16 protein-coding genes are annotated in these 17,602 nt (G+C 58.1%); 13 read left to right on the top strand and 3 right to left on the bottom strand.

Translation table 11 applies throughout. The features are described from left to right. Position 1 precedes the first annotated feature (1 nt). Entirely contained in the window at positions 2-916 is a 915-nt protein-coding gene (gene secF / locus FZF01_RS15440; protein ID WP_150278084.1) for a protein translocase subunit SecF, read from the top strand. Between the two features lie 254 nt (positions 917-1,170). Here the strand turns inward: secF and suhB are convergent, their stop codons facing one another. Further along, positions 1,171-1,986, bottom strand: coding sequence for a type III secretion system regulator SuhB (gene suhB, locus FZF01_RS15435; protein ID WP_150278085.1), 816 nt, complete (start codon positions 1,984-1,986; stop codon positions 1,171-1,173). Positions 1,987-2,133: 147 nt separating this feature from the next. On the opposite strand from suhB, the gene trmJ reads away from it, so the two are divergent. The 12 genes from trmJ to der all read left to right on the top strand — a co-directional run bounded on the left by trmJ (position 2,134) and on the right by der (position 14,251). Continuing rightward, positions 2,134-2,913 carry a tRNA (cytosine(32)/uridine(32)-2'-O)-methyltransferase TrmJ gene (trmJ, locus tag FZF01_RS15430; protein WP_223825471.1) on the top strand — a complete coding sequence of 260 codons (780 nt, stop codon included), beginning with the start codon at positions 2,134-2,136 and terminating at the stop codon, positions 2,911-2,913. Positions 2,914-2,915: 2 nt separating this feature from the next. After that, positions 2,916-3,737: a serine O-acetyltransferase gene (cysE, locus tag FZF01_RS15425; protein WP_150278087.1), complete on the top strand. Its 822-nt coding sequence runs from the start codon at positions 2,916-2,918 to the stop codon at positions 3,735-3,737. Positions 3,738-3,749: 12 nt separating this feature from the next. Then, positions 3,750-4,901 carry an IscS subfamily cysteine desulfurase gene (locus tag FZF01_RS15420; protein ID WP_229734567.1) on the top strand — a complete coding sequence of 384 codons (1,152 nt, stop codon included), beginning with the start codon at positions 3,750-3,752 and terminating at the stop codon, positions 4,899-4,901. A 132-nt stretch (positions 4,902-5,033) separates the two neighbouring features. After that, on the top strand, positions 5,034-5,462 hold the full coding sequence (gene ndk, locus FZF01_RS15415) for a nucleoside-diphosphate kinase (protein ID WP_150278089.1): 429 nt from the start codon (positions 5,034-5,036) through the stop codon (positions 5,460-5,462). A 27-nt stretch (positions 5,463-5,489) separates the two neighbouring features. Next, complete coding sequence (gene rlmN, locus FZF01_RS15410; RefSeq protein ID WP_150278090.1) at positions 5,490-6,650, top strand: 23S rRNA (adenine(2503)-C(2))-methyltransferase RlmN; 1,161 nt, start codon at positions 5,490-5,492, stop codon at positions 6,648-6,650. 25 nt (positions 6,651-6,675) lie between these two features. After that, on the top strand, positions 6,676-7,440 hold the full coding sequence (gene pilW / locus FZF01_RS15405) for a type IV pilus biogenesis/stability protein PilW (RefSeq protein WP_373286449.1): 765 nt from the start codon (positions 6,676-6,678) through the stop codon (positions 7,438-7,440). Continuing rightward, positions 7,437-8,459, top strand: coding sequence for a RodZ domain-containing protein (locus FZF01_RS15400; protein WP_150278091.1), 1,023 nt, complete (start codon positions 7,437-7,439; stop codon positions 8,457-8,459). Before pilW ends, FZF01_RS15400 begins: the two co-directional genes overlap by 4 nt. Positions 8,460-8,471: 12 nt before the next feature. Next, on the top strand, positions 8,472-9,584 hold the full coding sequence (ispG, locus tag FZF01_RS15395; protein ID WP_150278092.1) for a flavodoxin-dependent (E)-4-hydroxy-3-methylbut-2-enyl-diphosphate synthase: 1,113 nt from the start codon (positions 8,472-8,474) through the stop codon (positions 9,582-9,584). A 15-nt stretch (positions 9,585-9,599) separates the two neighbouring features. Beyond that, the gene (gene hisS / locus FZF01_RS15390; RefSeq protein ID WP_263363770.1) at positions 9,600-10,877 is read left to right on the top strand and encodes a histidine--tRNA ligase; all 1,278 of its coding nucleotides are present in this window, start codon (positions 9,600-9,602) and stop codon (positions 10,875-10,877) included. 37 nt (positions 10,878-10,914) lie between these two features. Beyond that, positions 10,915-11,556, top strand: coding sequence for a YfgM family protein (locus tag FZF01_RS15385; RefSeq protein ID WP_223825472.1), 642 nt, complete (start codon positions 10,915-10,917; stop codon positions 11,554-11,556). A 32-nt stretch (positions 11,557-11,588) separates the two neighbouring features. Further along, the gene (bamB, locus tag FZF01_RS15380; RefSeq protein WP_150278205.1) at positions 11,589-12,701 is read left to right on the top strand and encodes an outer membrane protein assembly factor BamB; all 1,113 of its coding nucleotides are present in this window, start codon (positions 11,589-11,591) and stop codon (positions 12,699-12,701) included. A gap of 95 nt (positions 12,702-12,796) precedes the next feature. Beyond that, positions 12,797-14,251: a ribosome biogenesis GTPase Der gene (der, locus tag FZF01_RS15375; protein WP_150278094.1), complete on the top strand. Its 1,455-nt coding sequence runs from the start codon at positions 12,797-12,799 to the stop codon at positions 14,249-14,251. A 74-nt stretch (positions 14,252-14,325) separates the two neighbouring features. On the opposite strand, the gene FZF01_RS15370 is transcribed toward der, so the two are convergent. Further along, positions 14,326-15,441 carry an alkene reductase gene (locus FZF01_RS15370; protein WP_150278095.1) on the bottom strand — a complete coding sequence of 372 codons (1,116 nt, stop codon included), beginning with the start codon at positions 15,439-15,441 and terminating at the stop codon, positions 14,326-14,328. A gap of 177 nt (positions 15,442-15,618) precedes the next feature. Further along, positions 15,619-17,289: a 2-isopropylmalate synthase gene (leuA, locus tag FZF01_RS15365; protein ID WP_150278096.1), complete on the bottom strand. Its 1,671-nt coding sequence runs from the start codon at positions 17,287-17,289 to the stop codon at positions 15,619-15,621. Between the last annotated feature and the right edge of the window lie 313 nt (positions 17,290-17,602).

Below are 17,602 nucleotides of genomic sequence, written 5' to 3'. Positions count from 1 at the left end.
CATGATTACCAGTAAAAGCATCAACTTCATGGGGCTGCGCAAGTTCTTCTTCGCAGTCGCCGTTGTTCTCATGATCGGCTCCATCGCCAGCCTTGCGGTCAAGCAGCTCAATCTGGGCCTCGACTTCACAGGTGGCGCGCTGGTCGAGCTGCAATACGAGTCAGCAGCGGATCTGTCCGAGGTTAGAACCATCCTGCGCGCGGCGGGTTACGACGATGCGGTGGTACAGAACTTTGGTGCATCCACCGACGTGCTGATCCGGCTGGCCAGTGAAGATCCAGATCTGGGTAGCCGGATCGCGGAAATCGTCCAGAGTGAAGAAGGCGGTGAAGTCACCATCAAGCGTATCGAGTTCATCGGGCCGCAGGTAGGTGAAGAGCTGCGTGATCAGGGCGGCCTGGGCATGCTGCTGGCGATGGGCGGAATCCTGCTCTACGTCTCGCTGCGTTTTCAGATGAAGTTCGCCGTGGCCTCCATCGTGGCGCTGGTTCACGACGTGATTTTCACGCTGGGTATCTTCTCGTTCTTCGGCTTGTCCTTCGATCTGACGGTGCTGGCGGCATTGCTGGCGGTGATCGGTTATTCGCTGAACGATACTATCGTGGTGTTTGACCGGGTCCGGGAAAACCTGCGAGTGATGCGCAATGCCGATCTGGAAGAAGTGATCAACGTATCCACTACTCAGACGCTGGCGCGAACCTTGGCAACATCGGCATCGACCTTGCTGGTACTTTTCGCGCTGTACTTTTTCGGTGGCGAGAATATCCAGGGTTTTGCGCTGGCGCTGATCATCGGTGTGGGTATCGGTACCTATTCGTCTATCTATGTGGCCAACGGCCTGTTGATGACGATGAACCTGACCCGCGAAGATCTGATTCCGCCGCAGATTGAAGAAGAAGTGGACGACCGCCCCTAACGGCAGCACGCCGCCGAGCGGCAAGTTTCAAGCGGCAAGCGGCAAGCTAAAAGCTAGAAGCCTCAAGCCTCAAGCGACAAGCGGTAAGCTTCAAGCTGGCCGTGCAGACGTAAAAAAAGGTTCTTGGCTAAAGTCCGTTGCGATACGGACCAAAGCGAAGAACCTTTTTTGCTTCCAGCTTCGAGCCACTCCGGCCTGCTTGAAGCTTGCCGCTTGCCGCTGGAAGCTTGAAGCTTGCAGCTGGCTGAAGCGCCTTAGCGCTTCATGCCTGGCGCCAGGTGCGGCTGAATGGCAGTCAGTACCGCCTTGAAGCACTTGGGGTTGCCGGCCACGATATGGCCTTTCTCCAGGAAGTGGTGGTCACCGGTGAAGTCGCTGACCAGGCCGCCTGCTTCCTGAATCAGCAGTGTGCCAGCTGCCATGTCCCACTCGGCCAGGCCGGCCTCCCAGAAGGCGTCATAGCGGCCAGCTGCCACATAGGCCAAATCCAGGCTGGCTGCGCCGCAGCGGCGGATGCCGGCGGTCTGGCCAACCAGGCTGCGGAACATGCCCAGGTAGTTGTCCAGTGATTCCATCTGGTTCTGGCGGAACGGGAAGCCCGTGCCCAGGAGCGCACCGTCCAGTGTCTTGCGTGAGGTTACCCGCAAGCGCTTGCCGTTGAGGGACGCTCCGCGGCCGCGGCTGGCGGTGAATTCTTCCTGGCGAACCGGGTCCAGCACAACTGCGTGTTCAATTCTGCCCTTGATGCGGCAGGCGATGCTGACTGCATAGTGAGGAATACCGCGGATAAAGTTGGTAGTGCCGTCCAGCGGATCGATGATCCAGACAATGTCGGCGCCGTCACCCTGGCCAGGCTGAAAGCCGGATTCCTCGGCATGAATGCCGTGATTCGGGTAGGCCTTGCGCAGATGGGCGATGATGGTCTGTTCGGCAGCCCGGTCAACTTCGGTAACGTAATCGTTGGCCTCTTTCTCGTTGACGGTCAGAACGTCAAGCCGCTCTACGGAGCGATAGATCAGTTCTCCTGCGCTGCGTGCGGCGCGCAGGGCGATGTTCAACATGGGCTGCATACGGGTGTCTCTGATTAGGGGGTTTCGAAGAGCCAGAAATTGTAGCAGATAAGCCAGCCAACATGAATGCATCATGGCCTTTGTGTGCTGGCTTTTGTAAGATGTGCGGTTCCTCGCCAACCGGCGCAACCGTCGTGGAGTGCTTACGTGCTGGACAACGTTCGAGTGGTTCTGGTCAATACCAGTCATCCCGGCAATATCGGTGGCGCGGCCCGCGCAATGAAAAATATGGGGCTCACCCGCTTGGTACTGGTCGATCCGCAGCGTTTTCCGGATCCCAATGCCGCTGCACGCGGGGCCGGAGCCGACGATGTGCTCGAAGGCGCCTTGATTGTCCCCACCCTTGAGGAAGCTATCGCCGACTGCGTGCTGGTGATGGGTACAAGTGCGCGGGACAGGCGCATCCCCTGGCCGGTAGTAGACCCTCGCGAAGCGGCGGAAAAGGTGCTCGATCAGATAGCCGAGCTGCCGGGTGCACAGGTGGCGCTGGTATTCGGACGGGAAGATTCCGGCCTGACTAGCGAAGAGCTGCAGCGTTGCCAGTTCCATGTGCATATACCTTCGAATCCGGACTTCAGCTCTTTGAATCTGGCGGCCGCGGTACAGGTTCTGGCCTATGAACTGCGTATGCTGGTGCTCAAGCGTCAGGACCAGCCTACCCACATGCAAAAGATCGAAACCACGGCAACCCAGAACGAAATTCCCACTACTGCCGAGGAGATGGAGCAATATTTTGGCCATCTGCAGCAGGTGCTGGTTGAAATCGGCTTCCTCGACCCGCAGAAACCCAGACAATTGATGCCACGACTGCGCCGCCTGTATGGCCGGATCCGGATAAATCGGATGGAAATGAACATTCTGCGTGGCATCCTTACCGAAACACAGAAAGCCATCGGCGTGAAAGCGACCGGTGAGCGGAGACGTTAACCATGTTCAAGCGTATGAAGGAAGATATTGCCAGTGTGTTCCACCGGGATCCGGCAGCACGCAGCACCGTGGAGGTGCTGTTCTGCTATCCCGGGCTGCACGCCATCTGGTTGCATCGACTGGCCCATGCGCTGTGGGTGCGTAACGCCAGACTGGTAGCGCGCATGGTGTCGAACTTCGCCCGCTGGGCGACCGGTATCGAGATTCATCCCGGCGCGAAACTGGGTCGCCGTTTCTTTATTGACCACGGCATGGGGGTGGTCATCGGCGAGACGGCCGAGATCGGTAATGATGTAACGCTGTATCAGGGGGTCACTCTGGGTGGCACCAGTTGGGATAAGGGCAAGCGCCATCCAACCCTGGAAGACGGTGTGGTTGTGGGTGCCGGGGCCAAGGTGCTGGGGCCTTTCACGGTGGGTGCCGGTGCCAAGATCGGATCCAATGCGGTAGTCACCAAGGCTGTGCCTGCTGGTGCAACTGCGGTGGGTATACCTGGTCGTGTCATTCTCAAGGAGTCGGATAAGCGTGCCGACGAGCAATGCGCCAAGCGTCAGGCCATGGCCGAAAAGCTCGGTTTCGATGCCTATGGGGTCACCCGTGATACGCCTGACCCGGTAGCTCGGGCAATCGGTCAGATGCTTGACCATATGCAGGCGGTGGACAGTCGCCTGGAAGGTATGTGCCACGCCCTGGGCGAGCTTGGCAGTGATTACTGTGCCAAGGAGCTGCCAGTGCTGGGCGGCGAGGATTTCGATCTGCTCAAGGCTGAAGTCGATAGCGTTGAAGCCAAATCCGATGATGCCAGCGATGCTGGGCGTTTATAGGACACGATGCCGATGTTGCCGATCTATCTCGATTACGCCGCCACTACCCCGGTTGACCCTGCGGTTGCCGAAAAGATGATGGGTTGTCTGACGATGGACGGCAATTTTGCTAACCCGGCTTCACGCTCACACATCTACGGCTGGAAGGCCGAGGAGGCGGTAGAGCTTGCGCGGCGCCAGGTAGCTGACCTGGTGGGTGCCGACCCGCGGGAAATAGTCTGGACCTCTGGCGCGACCGAGTCCGATAATCTGGCGATCAAGGGTGCGGCGCGCTGTCGTGCCGAGCGTGGACGGCATATCATCACGTCGCAGATCGAGCACAAGGCGGTGCTCGATAGTTGTCATCAACTGGAGCGTGAGGGTTTCGAAGTGACCTGGCTCAAACCGGAAGCTTCGGGGATCATCGAGCCGCAGCAACTACAGCAGGCGATGCGCGAGGACACCATTCTTGTATCGCTTATGCACGTAAACAACGAGATTGGCACCATCAACGATATTGCGGCTCTGGGTCATATTGCCCGCTCAGGGGGGGCGTTGATGCATGTGGACGCGGCGCAGTCCACTGGAAAGCTGCCGATCGATCTGCATCAGTTACCGGTTGATCTCATGTCCTTCTGTGCCCACAAGACCTACGGGCCCAAGGGTGTTGGAGCGCTCTACGTGCGCCGTGATCCCTCCCTGCGGCTTGAGGCGCAGATTCACGGGGGTGGTCACGAGCGTGGCATGCGTTCAGGTACCCTGCCCACCCATCAGATTGTCGGTATGGGAGCCTGTTTTGCTCTGGCCGGGGAATTGATGGACCAGGAACATCAGCGCATTAGCGACCTGCGCGACCTGTTGCTGGCCGGTCTGGCCGAGTTGCCCGAGGTGTTTCTCAATGGTAGCCGTGAGCGTCGCATACCGCACAACCTCAATCTTGCCTTTGCCGGAGTGGACGGGGAGCTACTGCTTCTTGCCTTGAAAGATCTGGCTCTATCTTCGGGTTCGGCCTGTACTTCTGCCTCGGTTGAGCCATCCTATGTGCTGCGTGCACTGGGTATGTCCAATGCGCTTGCCCAGGGGTCGCTGCGTCTCTCGTTGGGTCGCTTTACCTCGGCCGACGAAGTGAAACGTGCTGCGCAGATACTCTGCACTGTGGTTCCCAGGTTGCGCCAGGGCGGCTGAACCGGTTGCCCCCTCGCGCTAGGCTGGTGAATCTGCTGGCCGGTATGTATTTCCCTCTAACCTGCGTATAATCCGCGGGTTAACAATTTCGTAAAATTTCTCACCTCACAATTATTTTCTGGAGAGTTTTCCATGGCCGTAGAACGTACCCTGTCCATCATCAAGCCCGACGCCGTTGCCAAGAATGTTGTTGGTCAGATCATCAGCCGTTTCGAGAAGGCGGGTCTGAGCGTTGTGGCTGCCAAGATGGTTCAGCTGTCCCAGTCCGATGCTGAAGGCTTCTATGCCGAGCACAGTGCACGTCCCTTCTTCAAGGATCTGGTTGGCTTCATGACCTCCGGTCCGGTTGTTGTGCAGGTGCTGGAAGGCGAAGGCGCCGTGCTGAAGAACCGTGAACTGATGGGCGCCACCAACCCCAAGGAAGCCGACGCAGGCACCATTCGCGCTGATTTCGCTGAATCCATCGATGCCAACGCTGTACATGGTTCGGATTCCACTACCTCAGCGGCTCGCGAAATCGGTTATTTTTTCGCAGAAACTGATCTTTGCCCGCGCGGCTGAGACGACTTTCAACACCAGGGTGATGATGTGACTGCTACAACCAATGCCAACGGCAAAGTTAATCTGCTGGGTCTGACCCAGCCGAAAATGGAAGCCTTCTTCGAGAGCCTCGGGGAAAAGCGCTTCCGTGCCGGACAGCTTATGAAGTGGATTCATCACCAGGGTGTCGGTAATTTCGACGAAATGACGAATGTCAGCAAGGCGCTGCGTGAAAAGCTCGCAGCCTGCGCCGAGATTCGTCCGCCGGAAGTGGTCAGCGAAGATATCTCCACCGACGGCACACGCAAGTGGGTCGTACGCGTTGCCTCTGGCAGCTGTGTGGAGACTGTCTACATCCCTCAGAATGGGCGGGGCACCTTGTGTGTGTCTTCCCAAGCGGGATGTGCGCTGGACTGCAGTTTCTGCTCTACCGGCAAGCAGGGTTTCAATAGTGATCTGAGCGTGGCTGAAATCATCGGCCAGGTCTGGATCGCCAACAAGTCGTTCGGCAGTATCCCGGCCAAGACGGACCGCGCCATTACCAACGTGGTGATGATGGGCATGGGTGAGCCACTACTGAACTTCGACAATGTGCTCGATGCCATGTTGTTGATGATGGATGATCTGGGTTATGGGATATCCAAGCGCAAGGTTACGCTGTCGACCTCCGGTGTCGTGCCGATGATCGAGAAGCTGGGCGAGGTGACTGACGTAGCATTGGCCTTGTCGCTGCATGCACCCAACAACGCCCTGCGTAACCAGCTGGTCCCGCTGAACAAGAAGTATCCGCTGGAAGTTCTACTGCCCGCCTGCAATCGATATATGGCCAGACTGGGCGAGAAGCGGGTGTTGACCATCGAGTACACCATGCTCAAGGACATCAATGATCAGCCGGAACATGCCGAAGAGATGATTGAGCTGCTCCGCGAAACGCCGTGCAAGATCAATCTCATCCCATTCAATCCCTTTCCCCATTCGGGTTACGAGCGGCCAAGTAACAACAGTATTCGCCGCTTTCAGGATATGCTGCACAAGGCGGGTTACAACGTTACCGTTCGGACCACCCGGGGTGAAGATATCGATGCCGCCTGTGGCCAACTGGTCGGGCAGGTCATGGATCGTACCCGACGCAGCGAACGCTACATCGCTCTAAGAGAATTACCGGTCGACGGGCAGCCTGTGGAGCAGCCCTCCAGCGCGGACCGGTAAGCCATCCAACCGAGGATCGATTGTGATGAACAGAATGATGATCGCGGTAACATTGTTAACGGCCATCGCCCTCAGCGGGTGTGTAACAACCAGCGACCAGCCGCAAAAAAACAAGCCTGATCCGGACGCCGGGCGTGATGCGTATATTCAGCTGGGCCTTGGCTATCTTCGCGAAGGCGAAACAGAAAGTGCCAAGGCGCCACTCAGCGAAGCACTGAAACTGGATCCTCGCTCGGCTGCTGCACACCTGGCGCTGGCGATGGTGTTTCAGCAGGAAGGTGAAACCGGTTCGGCTGACAAGCATTATCGGGATGCTCTGGCCAGTGAGCCGGCCAATCCGAGAATATTGAACAATTATGGGGTTTTCCTGCTCAGTGAAGAGCGCTATCAGGATGCTCTGGGTTACTTCGAGCAGGCAGCGCAGGACACTTTGTATGGTGAGCGCTCCAGGGTATTTGAGAATATCGGTCTGACTTATCAGCGCATGGACCAGCCGGAGGAAGCCAAGGCGAGCTTCGAGCGTGCCCTGCGATTGAATAGCCGGCAACCTCTGGCACTGCTGGAGATGGCAAAGATCGAGTTCTCTCAGCAGAATTATGTCCCGGCATGGGACTACTATCGCAATTTCACCCAGTTTTCCGGGCAGAATGCCGCCAGCCTCTGGCTAGGCATTCAGCTGGCACGGCGGTTTGAAGATCACAATCGCGCTGCAAGCTACGCGCTGCAGTTGCGTCGCCTGTATCCAACAAGCCCGGAAGCGCAAGCATTGAAGGCAGCAGATCAATCATGAGTACAGAGCAGCGAGATGCGATGCCGCCAAATGGTGAATTTCGGCCTGACGACGGACGGATGGCCCATCCCGGCGCCACCTTGCAGGCAGCGCGTGAAGCCAAGGGGCTGAGCACTGCCGAGGCGGCGACCAGTTTGCGGCTTCCGGAGAAAATACTGGTTCATCTTGAAGCCGGACGCTTCGATCAGTTACCTGGGGACACCTTCGCCCGTGGCTATGTGCGCAGCTATGCTCGCTTGTTGGGCCTGGACGCCAACCGGTTGGTGCTGGAATACGACCGGTCACGGGGTATTGAAGTGCGTGAGCGTCAGGTCAGCGGCATCGACAAGATGACCAAGCCGGGCAAGGCGGGCGGTATGCTGGTGACCTGGACAACGGTGATCGTCGCTCTGGCCATCCTGGCCTCCATTCTCCTTTGGTGGTACGACAGCCAGCCGACGCGTTCTGTCGAGGATGTGTCCAGTATCGCTGGTCAGGCCCTTGATGAGGTTGAGGTAGATGCGCTGGCGTTGCCCGAGAATTTTGCCTCGGAGCCCTCGCCGCCCGGTGAAGCTGCTATGTCGGTTCCCGATCCGGTGACTTCGGTGACAGACGCTGAGGGCCCGGCAGACGCCACTGGTAACCTCGCAGTGCCAGACGACGGAACAATGTCTGATGGTGCGGCCGAGATTCCTGTTGAGGAGCCACAGGCTGCGCTGGATCAGGTTGAACAGCCGCAGCCTACGGCGGTTGTCGAGCAAGAGCCTGTTGTGGAAAGTCAAGAGCAGCCGGCAGTGGCGGGTAGCGGGTTGCAGATGCAGTTCACCGGTGACTGTTGGGTGCAGGTCAGGACCCCAGGTGGCGACTCCTTGCACAGCGGCCTTATGCAGGCAGGTCAGTCGCTGTCAATCGATCATCAGGGGCCAATAGAGGTGGTAATCGGCGCGGTTGAGGCCGTTTCAACAATTGCCTTCAATGGCGAGCCGGTGGACACGCAAAGCGTCCGCGAATCGGGCGTTGTTCGCCTGCGCCTGGGCTGAAGGAGCTACGCGATGCATCACGAGTCACCCATCAAGCGCAGAGTGTCACGGCAGATCCGGGTTGGGTCGGTCCTGGTCGGCGGCGATGCGCCCATCTCCGTGCAGAGCATGACCAATACAGAAACCTGTGATGTGGCCGCCACAGTTGCCCAGATCAGGCAGCTGGAGGCTGTAGGTGCAGACATCGTCAGGGTTTCGGTGCCCAGCATGGAAGCTGCAGAAGCATTCGGCGAGATCCGCAAGCAGACTGCCATGCCGCTGGTTGCGGATATTCATTTTGACTACAAGATCGCGCTTCGAGTCGCCGAGTTGGGCGTTGATTGTTTGCGCATCAATCCGGGTAATATCGGGCGTGAAGACAGGGTTCGCGCGGTTGTTGACGCTGCGCGTCACAATGGTATCCCTATTCGCATAGGTGTGAACGCAGGCTCCCTGGAAAAAGACCTGCAGAAAAAATACGGAGAGCCGACGCCAGAGGCCCTGGTGGAGTCTGCGTTGCGTCACGTCGAGTATCTCGACAAGCTGGATTTTCAGGACTTCAAGGTTAGCGTTAAGGCATCAGACGTGTTCATGGCCGTGGGTGCCTACCGGTTGCTGGCTGCGCAGATCGATCAGCCATTGCATCTGGGTATTACCGAGGCGGGTGCGCTGCGTTCGGGCACGGTCAAATCTGCCGTGGGTCTGGGCATGCTGCTTGCCGAGGGGATCGGAGACACCATCCGAATTTCTCTGGCTGCCGATCCGGTGGAAGAGATCAAGGTAGGCTACGACCTGCTCAAGTCACTGCGCCTGCGCTCGCGGGGCATCAATTTTATCGCTTGTCCAAGCTGCTCGCGTCAGAACTTCGACGTGATCAAGACCATGAATGAGCTCGAGGCACGACTCGAGGATGTCGTGGTACCTCTGGATGTGGCAGTGATTGGTTGCGTGGTGAACGGGCCCGGCGAAGCCAAAGAGGCTGATATCGGTCTGACAGGTGGCTCTCCGAACAACCTGATTTACGTCGGCGGCACGCCGGACCAGAAAGTCGATAATGTTCACCTGGTCGACACGCTGGAAAAACTCATTCGAGACAAGATTGCTGCCAAACAGGCGCTGGAAGCCAATACCATCGCCCGTGGCTGATTAAGGAAAGATGCATTGAAGACCCTGCAAGCCGTGCGCGGCATGAACGACGTACTGCCCGCCGACAGCGCTTTATGGCAGTACTTTGAAAGAACAGTAGCTGATCTATTGACTGGTTACGGGTACCAGCAGGTGCGCATGCCGATCGTCGAGCCTACTGAGCTGTTCAAGCGCTCGATTGGTGAAGTAACTGATATCGTCGAGAAAGAGATGTACACCTTTGCTGATCGCAATGGCGACTCGCTGACATTGCGCCCGGAGGGCACCGCCGGTTGTGTGCGCGCCATGCTCGAGCACGGCCTGCTGGGTGGCGGCATAAGCCAGAAGGTCTGGTACGCCGGCCCGATGTTTCGTCACGAGCGCCCGCAGAAGGGTCGCTATCGTCAGTTCAATCAGATTGGCGTGGAAACCTTCAACATCAGCGGGCCGGATATTGATGCAGAACTGATTCTGTTGAGCTGGCGGCTCTGGAAGCAACTGGGCCTGCAGGACGCGGTCACTCTGGAGCTTAACAGCCTTGGCAGCAGCGACGATCGCGCCCGCTATCGTGATGAGCTGGTGGCTTATCTACGTGAACGTTTTGATCAGCTTGACGAGGACAGCCAGCGCCGTCTTGAGAGTAATCCGCTGCGCGTGCTCGACAGCAAGAACCCTACCACTCAGGCGCTGCTGGCTGATGCGCCGCGGCTGGCCGATTTTCTGAATCAAGACGCACGGCTGCACTTCGAAGGGTTGCTAGCGTTGCTTGATGCCGCAGGTGTGCCTTACGTGATCAATCCGCGCCTGGTACGCGGGCTGGACTATTACGGGCTGACAGTGTTCGAATGGGTCACCGACAAGCTGGGCGCTCAGGGAACGGTGTGTGCAGGTGGTCGCTACGATGGTCTGGTCGAGCAATTGGGCGGCAAGCCAGCCACAGCCGTTGGTTTTGCCATGGGCATTGAACGTTTGCTGCTGCTGATTCAGACATTGGATCGGGTGCCGGCCGAGCTGGCGCGACAGGTGGATGTCTACTTTGTCACTTTGGGAGACGCAGCGGCGGTTGCGAGTTTCAGGCTTGCAGAACAGCTACGTGACGCTTTGCCGGGCGTTCGTCTGGTCGTGCATTGTGGCGGCGGCAGCTTCAAGAGCCAATTCAAGAAGGCCGACAAGTCCGGTGCTCTCTTTGCACTGATTCTGGGCGAAGATGAAGCGGCGGCAGAACAGATCGGGATCAAACCGCTGCGCAGTGATGCGCAGCAGGAAAATATTGCCTGGCACGAGCTGCCGGCACGTCTTCAACAATTATTTTAAGCGCAAGCAGCCGCTTCGTTCAGGCAAGGAGTCTGGGGTGACGTACGAGACAGAAGAAGAACAGGTAGAAAAGATCAAGGAATTGTGGAACAAGCACGGCGTGCCTCTGCTGACCGGTGTTGTTATTGCCCTGGCTGGCGTATTTGGCTGGCAGGGCTGGAACAACTATCAGGATAACCAGGCTGCCAACGCCTCGGCGCTCTATCAGACAATGCTGGAGTCGGTGTTGGCAGATGGTGGTACCGAGGATCGAGCTCGCGGCGCAGAACTGGCCGAGCAGATACGTGACGAGTACAGCGGTACTCGTTATGCCCAGTTTGCTGCATTGATGCAGGCCAGACTGGCCGTGGAAGCAGAGGATCTGCCTGCAGCTGAAGAATTGCTGAATGAAATTGTTGGCGATGCGGGGGATCCGGTACTGGAAGAGGTCGCCCGCCAACGTCTTGCGCGCGTTCTTGCCGCCCAGGATCGCGCCGAAGAAGCACTTGAGGTGCTCATCGGTGACGTCACCGGTGCCTTGCTGGCCAGTCGTGAGGAAATACGCGGCGACCTGTTGCTTGATCTCGGTCGCGAAAACGATGCCCGTACTGCCTACCAGGCTGCCCTGGCGGCACTCGAAGATCCCCAGGCACGCCCGCAATTACAGTTGAAGCTTGATGATCTGGCGGAGGAAGCCTAGTGAAACTGAAGTTCCCGTATTTGGCCATAACCATGGCGGCTCTGCTGGTTGCAGGCTGCAGTGGTTCCGGCAAGAAAGAACTCGCCCCGGCAGAGCTGCAGGATTTCACCGCTGAAGTAGAGTTGGAGCGCAACTGGAAACGCAACATTGGTGCTGGCCAGGGCAAATTGTACAACCAGTTGATGCCATCGCTGGACGGTTTGACTCTCTATGCAGCCGACGCGAAGGGGCGTGTAGTTGCAATGGACCGCGATACCGGCGAGGTAATGTGGCAGGTCAAGCTTGATGAGCGTGTCTCGGGTGCTGTGGGCACCGGTGGCGGTCGTATCATGGTTGGTACGCTGGACGGCGAAGTGATCGTTCTGGATGAAGCGGATGGCTCGGAAATGTGGCGTACACGGGTCTCGAGCGAGGTCCTCGCCCCACCGCAGACCAACGGTGATGTCGTTGTGGTGCAGACCCTGGATGACAAGATCACTGCGCTGGATATTAGTGACGGCAGCCAGCGCTGGATCTATGAATCCAGTGTGCCGGTACTGACCCTTCGTGGACACAGCACTCCGTTGATTTCCCGCGGGCGAGTGTTTGCGGGCCTTTCCAGTGGTCGAGTGGTGGGTCTGGCGGCCGATACCGGCTTGCCGATCATGGAGGCACGAGTCGCGCAACCGCAGGGTCGTACCGAGCTCGAGCGGATGGTCGACGTTGATGGACAAATGCTGCTGATTGACGAGACCCTGTATGTGACCAGTTACCAGGGTGCTCTTGCCGCCGTTGACGTGGCGTCGGGCACTGTTCGCTGGCAGAAAGAAGCTTCGAGTCTGGTTGGACCCGGCGAAGGTTTCGGCAGTGTCTATGTCAGCCATGCGGACGGGCGGGTTGAAGCTCTGGACCGGTCTCGCGGCGAGTCTCTCTGGGTCAACGACAGCCTCATGCGTCGTAACCTCACTGCACCGGTAGCGTTCAGCAGCTACATCGCCGTAGCCGACTTTGACGGTTATGTGCATCTGCTTGCTCAGACCGATGGCCGTATGGTTGGCCGCGTGCGGGTGGATGGTGATGGCGTTCGGGCACCCGCTATAGTGCTCGGCGACACCCTGTATGTGTACGGCAATAGTGGTGATCTGGTGGCGTTGACGCTCCCTTAGATCCAAATAAAGCTATACTTTCCCGGCCGCTGCCCCCTGAAATGGCGCAGCGGCCGTTTTCGTTTATTGCACGGTAGTCCGTGCGCGGAGTAATCATGGTTCCTGTAATCGCCCTCGTGGGGCGGCCCAATGTCGGCAAGTCCACGTTATTCAATCGTCTGACCAAGAGTCGTGACGCAATTGTTGCCGATGTAGCCGGCCTTACCCGTGATCGCCAGTACGGCGAGGCGAGCTGGCAGGGCCAGCGGTATATCCTGGTCGATACCGGGGGCATCAGCGGTGATGAGCAGGGTCTCGACATGATTATGGCCGGGCAGTCCCTGCAGGCTATAGAAGAGGCCGATGCGGTCCTCTTTCTGGTCGATTCGCGCGCAGGTAGAACGGCGGCGGACGAGTTGATTGCCCAGCATCTGCGCAAGCGCAACAAGCATACCTACCTTATTGCCAACAAGATTGACGGTGCCGATCAGGATTCGATCCAGGGTGAATTTTCCAAGCTCGGCCTCGGCTCGCCAATCGGTATTGCCGCAGCCCATGGTCGCAACATCAATCCGATGCTCGAGATGGTGTTTGGTGAAAATGGTATTGGCAGTCTTGCCCAGGAGCCTTTGGCCGAAGGCGAGGAGGGTAAAGCGCCGCGTATCGTTGAGGCGATTGGTACAAAGATTGCGGTAATCGGCAGGCCCAATGTGGGCAAGTCGACCCTGGTCAACCGCATGCTCGGCGAAGACCGGGTGGTGGTATTCGACCAGGCCGGCACCACTCGCGACACCATCTATATTCCCTATGAGCGCTTTGAAAAGCCCTACACATTGATTGACACTGCGGGGGTGCGCAAGCGCGGCAGGGTATCGGAGGCGGTCGAAAAGTTCTCGGTGATCAAGACCCTGCAGGCGATCGAGGATTCCAACGTGGTCATCTTCGTCATTGATGCCCGCGAAGGCGTTGTGGAGCAGGATTTGCACCTGCTGGGCTTTGTGCTGGATGCCGGGCGCGCGCTGGTGATTGCTGTCAACAAATGGGACGGCATGGATGAGCGCGAGAAAGACTACGTGAAGATCGAGCTGCAACGCCGTCTGATTTTCGCCCAGTTCGCCGACCTGCACTTTATTTCGGCACTGCATGGCAGTGGCGTGGGGCTCCTCTACAAGTCAGTCGACAAGGCCTTTGCCAGCGCCATGACCAAGGTGCCGACCAATCGCATGACGCAGATCCTTGAAGATGCCGTAGCCAACCACCAGCCGCCGGTCGTCAACAGTCGCCGTATCAAGCTGCGCTATGCGCACCTGGGTGGTTCCAATCCGCCGATCATCATCATTCACGGCAATCAGGTGGAGAACGTTCCGCAGTCTTACACCAAGTATCTGGAAAATACCTTTCGCAAGGTGCTGGGCATGGCGGGTACGCCGATTCGGGTTGAGTACAAGGGCGGCGAGAATCCCTTTGCCGATCGCAAGACAGGGTTGACCGATCGCCAGGTGAACAAGAAGCGGCGCCTGATGAGCCATCACAAGAAAGAAGAAAAGAAGCGCAAGGACAAGAAGCGATAAGCCATTGGCTGTGCTGATTGAATCTGTGCAATAAAAAACCCGGCTCTCTGGCCGGGTTTTTTATTGGGCGCGACTCAGGATGCGGTCTGAACCATCGTCGGGTAATCGGTATAACCCACCTCGGCCCCACCATACAGAGTGGCCGGGTTGATCTCGTTCCAGGGCGCACGAGCCTTGATGCGCTGAACGAGGTCAGGATTGGCGATGTAGGGGCGTCCAAAGGCGATCACATCCGCCAGGCCGTCTTCCACTGCCTGTGCGCCGGACTCTGCGGTCATGCCACCAGCCAGAATCAGGCGGCCGTCATACAGCTCACGCAGGGTTTCAAGTAACGCGTCAAAACCTTCGTAGACACCGCCGACCCAATCAGGGCGATTGACATGCAAATAGGCCAGATTGCGTGTATTGAGTTCGCGCAGAAGATAACTGAACGTTTCCCTGGGGTTTGCATCGTCCACGCCGTTGAAGGTACCCATGGGGGAAATGCGAATGCCGACCCGGCCACTGTCCCCCGTGGCCTCAATTACCGCATCGACTACCTCCAGCACCAGACGCACGCGGTTCTCGAGGCTGCCGCCGTAACCGTCGGTCCGCTGATTGCTGTTGGAGCACAGAAACTGATCAAGCAAGTAGCCGTTCGCTGCGTGCACTTCCACACCATCGAAATCTGCATCCAGTGCGTTGCGAGTCGCTTTGGCATAGTCGGCAACTATCCGGGGAAGCTCCTCGGTTTCAAGCGCGCGAGGCATGGCGGTCGGTGCCTTGTGATGACTGCCGTCAGCCTCCTGAACGTAGCACTCGGCTTTGGCCTGAATGGCCGAGGGAGCGACAGGATCAGCGCCGTCGGGCTGCAGTAGCGGGTGGGAGATGCGGCCCACGTGCCACAGCTGCAGGAAAATACGACCATCGGCTTCATGTACGGCCTGGGTAATCTGTTTCCAGCCAGCAACCTGCTCGGCGCTGTGAATGCCTGGCGTCCAGGCGTAGCCCTGGCCTTCAGGGCTGATCTGTACAGCTTCGCTGATGATCAGGCCTGCGTTGGCGCGCTGGGCGTAATAGGTGGCGTTCAACTCATAGGGTATGTTGCCAGGCTGCTTGCTTCGCTGACGAGTTAGGGGTGCCATGATCACGCGGTTTGGCAGATCAAGGCTGCCCAGGCGAATGGGCGTGAGAAGCGGGGATCGAGACATCTGGTACGACTCCTTGTTGCCTGCATCAGTGGGTGCAGAATGTGGAGTGTATTATGGGGGCGACATTTCTTTTGACAAGCGCAGGGGATTTAACTGGATATGTCGGGGCGGCTGCAGCGAGCGAACCCGATATGACGCGCCGAGCTTTTATCCCGGCGCGTTGGTGTTGGGCACCGATCAGGCAGCTTGCGCTTCGGCCTGGCGCAGGGCGCGGTTGAGGGCGCTGAACAGCGCGCGGAAGCTGGCCGTGGTCAGGTTTTCGTCGATTCCAATGCCGTGTAAGGGGCGGCCGCTGTTAAGACGAATTTCCACATAGGCCGCTGCCTTGGCATTGGTGCCGGAGCCAATGGAATGCTCGTGGTAATCCATTATCTCGACCGATACGGGTAACCCTGCAACGAGTGCTTCGAGAGGCCCCTTGCCCAGCCCACGCCAGTGCAAGGTTTCGCCCTGGTTCAGGACCTCGACGTCGACGGCACTGGTGCCGTTTTCTTCCTGCAGTCTGTGTCGGATCAGCGCGTAGGGACTGGTTGCCTGCACGTATTCCCGATCCAGCAGCTCATGGATCTGCGCGCCACTCATCTCCAGGCCGAGCCGGTCAGTTTCGCCTTGCACAACCTGGCTGAATTCGATCTGCATACGGCGTGGCAGGCTGATGCCATAGCCTTGCTCGAGCAGGTAGCTGATACCACCCTTGCCTGACTGACTATTGACTCGAATGACCGCGTCATAGCTGCGGCCGATATCTTCGGGGTCGATCGGCAGGTAGGGCACTTCCCACAGGGAGTCGGGTTTGCGTTGGGCAAAGCCCTTGCGAATGGCGTCCTGGTGCGAACCCGAGAACGCGGTGTGCACCAGATCACCGACATAGGGATGTCTTGGGTGCACGGACAGCTGGTTGCACTCTTCGACTACCTTGCGCACGGCATCGATATCGGAAAAGTCCAGCTGCGGATGAATGCCCTGGGTATAGAAGTTCAGCGCCAGGGTAACCAGGTCGACGTTGCCTGTGCGCTCGCCATTACCGAACAGGCAGCCCTCGACCCTGTCAGCTCCCGCAAGAAGGCCGAGTTCTGTGGCGGCGACGCCGGTGCCGCGGTCGTTATGGGTATGCAAGCTGATCAGCACACTGTCACGGCGGCTGATGTGCCGGCCGAACCATTCGATCTGATCGGCATAATGATTGGGTGTGGCAATTTCGACCGTGGCGGGCAGATTGAGGATGACCTTGTTGTCGGGCGTCGGCTGCCATACGTCGAGTACGGCGTCACAGACCTCTACGGCAAACTCCAGTTCGGTGGAGGTGAAGATCTCCGGCGAGTACTGGAAGGTCCATTGGGTATCGGACTGTTCTGCGGCCAGCTGTTTGATCAGGGTGGCGGCGTTGATGGCGATGTCCACGACGCCTTTCTTGTCCTGGTTGAACACGATGCGGCGAAAGCTCGGCGCGGTGGCGTTGTACACGTGGATGATGGCTTTCTTGGCGCCACGCACGGATTCGAAGGTGCGTCTGATCAGATCTTCGCGCGCTTGGGTGAGCACCTGGATGGTTACGTCATCGGGGATGTGACCATCGTCGATCAGGCTGCGCACAAAGTCGAAGTCGGCCTTGGAGGCTGATGGAAAGGCTACTTCGATCTGCTTGACGCCAACCTTGACCAGGGTCTGGAAGAATTTCAGCTTGCGCGCAGGGTCCATGGGCTCGATCAGTGACTGATTGCCGTCGCGCAGGTCGGAGCTGCACCAGATCGGTACTTCGGTAAGCGTGCGCGATGGCCACTGGCGATCGGGAATATCTACCGGCTCGAATGCGCGATATTTGCTGGATGGGTCTTTGAGCATGCTCATGGTCTGCTTCCTTTTCGGCCCTTTACCTTGTGGGTCGGGCGGGTGCTGAATAGGGTGTTGTTGCAGTAAAAGTTAATAGGTGCTGGTTTTTATTGCAATGCGAGTTTTAAATTTGGCAGCAATCGCCAATAAAGAGCGTTTGGTGAGCTTTTTGGTATCTTTGGTGCGGTGTTTTGGAGGATTTTTGCGCGATCCTTGAATCGGTATGTGGTGTCGCTGCTGGGTGACCACCGCTCCCAGCCTGGCAGGATTCCGAAAGCCGCCGTGAATCCGTCCCTGGAGGCTTGGCGGCAGTCCCGACCGCCAGGGATGG

The sequence above is a fragment of the Halopseudomonas salina genome, from assembly GCF_008641105.1.
This window is presented reverse-complemented; position numbering and strand designations above follow the sequence as displayed.